This is a genomic window from Rhizobium sp. SVR5-2C, assembly GCF_056755115.1.
The window spans coordinates 1-2,543 of the sequence record NZ_JBNDHT010000270.1; the positions used below are offsets into that span (position 1 = coordinate 1).

A 2,543-nucleotide genomic window follows, 5' to 3' on the forward strand; every position below is an offset into this window, starting at 1 on the left:
GAATGGACTGACCGATGCTGGATGATCCCCGCTCCCACGGGCTTTGGGAAAGGACCGCTCCGCAGCCGCCGGAAACACCGGCGCTGGACGGTACGGTATTGGCCGATGTCGTGGTCGTCGGCGGCGGTTACACGGGGCTTTCGTCCAGTCTTCATCTTGCCGAGGCCGGGTCGAAGGTCGTGCTGCTCGAAGCCAAGGAAATCGGCTTCGGCGGGGCTGGCCGCAATGTCGGGCTTATCAATGCCGGCATGTGGGTGATGCCAGACGATCTGCCTGGCGTGCTCGGTCCGGTCTATGGTGAGCGGCTGCTCGACCTTCTGGGCAATGCGCCACGCCTCGTCATGGAGCTGATCGAAAAGCACGGCATTGCATGCGAGCTTGAAAAGAACGGCACGCTCCATTGCGCCGTCGGTGCGGAGGGGCTGAAGGAAATCGAGGCGCGTGCCGCGCAATGGTCTGCGCGCGGAGCCCCGGTCAAGCTTCTGGACGCTGCTGAGACCGCGCGCCGCATCGGCAGCACTGCTTACGCCGGTTCGCTGCTTGATATGCGCGCCGGAACGCTGCAGCCGCTCGCCTATGCCCGCGGCTTGGCGCATGCAGCCGTCAAGGCTGGCGTTTCCCTCCATACATCGAGCCCGGTCATCGTGACCGAGCGAAATGGCGGCCGATGGACAGTGAAAACCGCGACGGGCCAGGTGACCGCTGAATGGATCATCGTCGCGACGGATGCCTATAGCACTGGGCCCTGGGAGCAGGTGCGCAGCGAGCAGGTGCATCTTCCCTATTTCAACCTGGCGACCGCGCCGCTCGGTCACAACCTGCAACAGTCCATCCTTCCCGGCCGCGAAGGCGTCTGGGACACAAAGGAAATCCTCTCCTCGTTCAGGATGGACCAAGCCGGCCGCCTTGTTTTCGGCAGCGTCGGGGCGCTGCGCAACACCGGTGCCGCAGTCCATAAAGCCTGGGCGAGGCGGTCCCTCAAGAAACTCTTTCCGCAGATCGGCGATGTAGAGTTCGAATACGAGTGGTACGGCAAGATCGGCATGACCGACAATGCACTGCCGCGCTTCCACAAATTCGCGCCCAATGTCGTGGGCTTCTCTGGCTATAATGGCCGCGGCATTGCGCCCGGCACGGTCTTCGGCCGTACGCTGGCGGAGCATATTCTCGGCAAGATCGGTGAAGCCGATTTGCCGCTGCCCTTGACGGACCCGAGGGAGCCGGGGTTCCGCGCACTCAAGGAAATGTGGTACGAAGCCGGCGCCCAGGTCGCGCACTTCGCCGATGCACGCTTTTAAGAACAAGAAGGTTGGAAACACATGACCATCGCTAGCCTCGATCTCGCAGCCGAAACGAAGAAGCTGCTGTCCGAACTCGGCGTTGACGCCGCCCGCTATACCGGCGGCACGCTGCGCGTCACCTCGCCGGTCACGGGCAAGGAAATCGGCCTGCTCAAGGAGCATTCCGTCGCCGATGCCAAAAAGGCGATCGACGAAGCGCATAAGGCTTTCGCCGAATGGCGGGCCGTGCCGGCGCCGAAGCGCGGCGAACTGGTCCGCCTGCTTGGCGAGGAGCTTCGTTCGGCGAAGTTAGCGCTCGGCCGTCTCGTTTCGATCGAAGTCGGCAAGATTACTTCCGAGGGCCTTGGCGAGGTCCAGGAGATGATCGACATCTGCGATTTCGCCGTCGGCCTTTCGCGTCAGCTCTACGGCCTGACGATCGCCACCGAGCGCTCCGAACATCGCATGATGGAGAGCTGGCATCCGCTCGGCGTCGTCGGCATCATTTCCGCGTTCAATTTCCCGGTTGCCGTCTGGTCGTGGAATGCGGCGCTGGCGCTCGTCTGCGGCAACTCGACCGTCTGGAAGCCGTCGGAAAAGACGCCACTCACGGCCCTTGCCGTGCAAGCGCTGTTCGAGAAGGCGCTGAAGCGTTTCGTCGCCGAAGGCGGCCAGGCGCCGGCGAACCTCTCGACGCTCTTGATTGGCGGCCGCGATGTCGGCGAAGTTCTTGTCGATCACCCGAAGGTGCCGCTGGTTTCCGCCACCGGCTCCACGGCCATGGGCCGCGCCGTCGGTCCACGTCTGTCGCAGCGTTTCGCCCGTGCCATCCTCGAACTCGGCGGTAACAACGCCGCGATCATCTGCCCGACGGCCGATCTCGATCTCACCCTTCGCGGCGTCGCCTTCTCGGCCATGGGGACTGCCGGCCAGCGCTGCACGACGCTTCGCCGCCTCTTCGTGCATGAGAGCGTCTACGATCAGCTCGTTCCGCGCCTGCAGAAGGCCTATGGATCGGTCACGATCGGCAACCCGCTGGAGAACGGCACGCTGGTTGGTCCGCTGATCGACAAGGCGGCTTTCGACAAGATGCAGTCGGCGCTTTCCGACGCGAAGTCGGCGGGCGGCAAGGTCACCGGCGGCGACCGTGTTGAGAACGGTTCTGCCGATGCCTTCTATGTGCGTCCGGCGCTGGTCGAAATGCCGTCGCAGACGGGTCCGGTCGAGCACGAGACCTTCGCGCCGATCCTCTATGTCATGAAG

The 2,543-nt window shown here is 63.8% G+C and carries 2 protein-coding genes; both read left to right on the top strand.

What is annotated here, in order from left to right; all coding sequences use genetic code 11:
• Positions 1-14: 14 nt before the first annotated feature.
• Positions 15-1,298 carry an NAD(P)/FAD-dependent oxidoreductase gene (locus ACPYOI_RS35440; RefSeq protein ID WP_481418457.1) on the top strand — a complete coding sequence of 428 codons (1,284 nt, stop codon included), beginning with the start codon at positions 15-17 and terminating at the stop codon, positions 1,296-1,298.
• A gap of 21 nt (positions 1,299-1,319) precedes the next feature.
• Positions 1,320-2,543, top strand: a 1,224-nt coding sequence (locus ACPYOI_RS35445) for an aldehyde dehydrogenase family protein (protein WP_481424096.1), incomplete at its 3' end; no start/stop codon positions are given.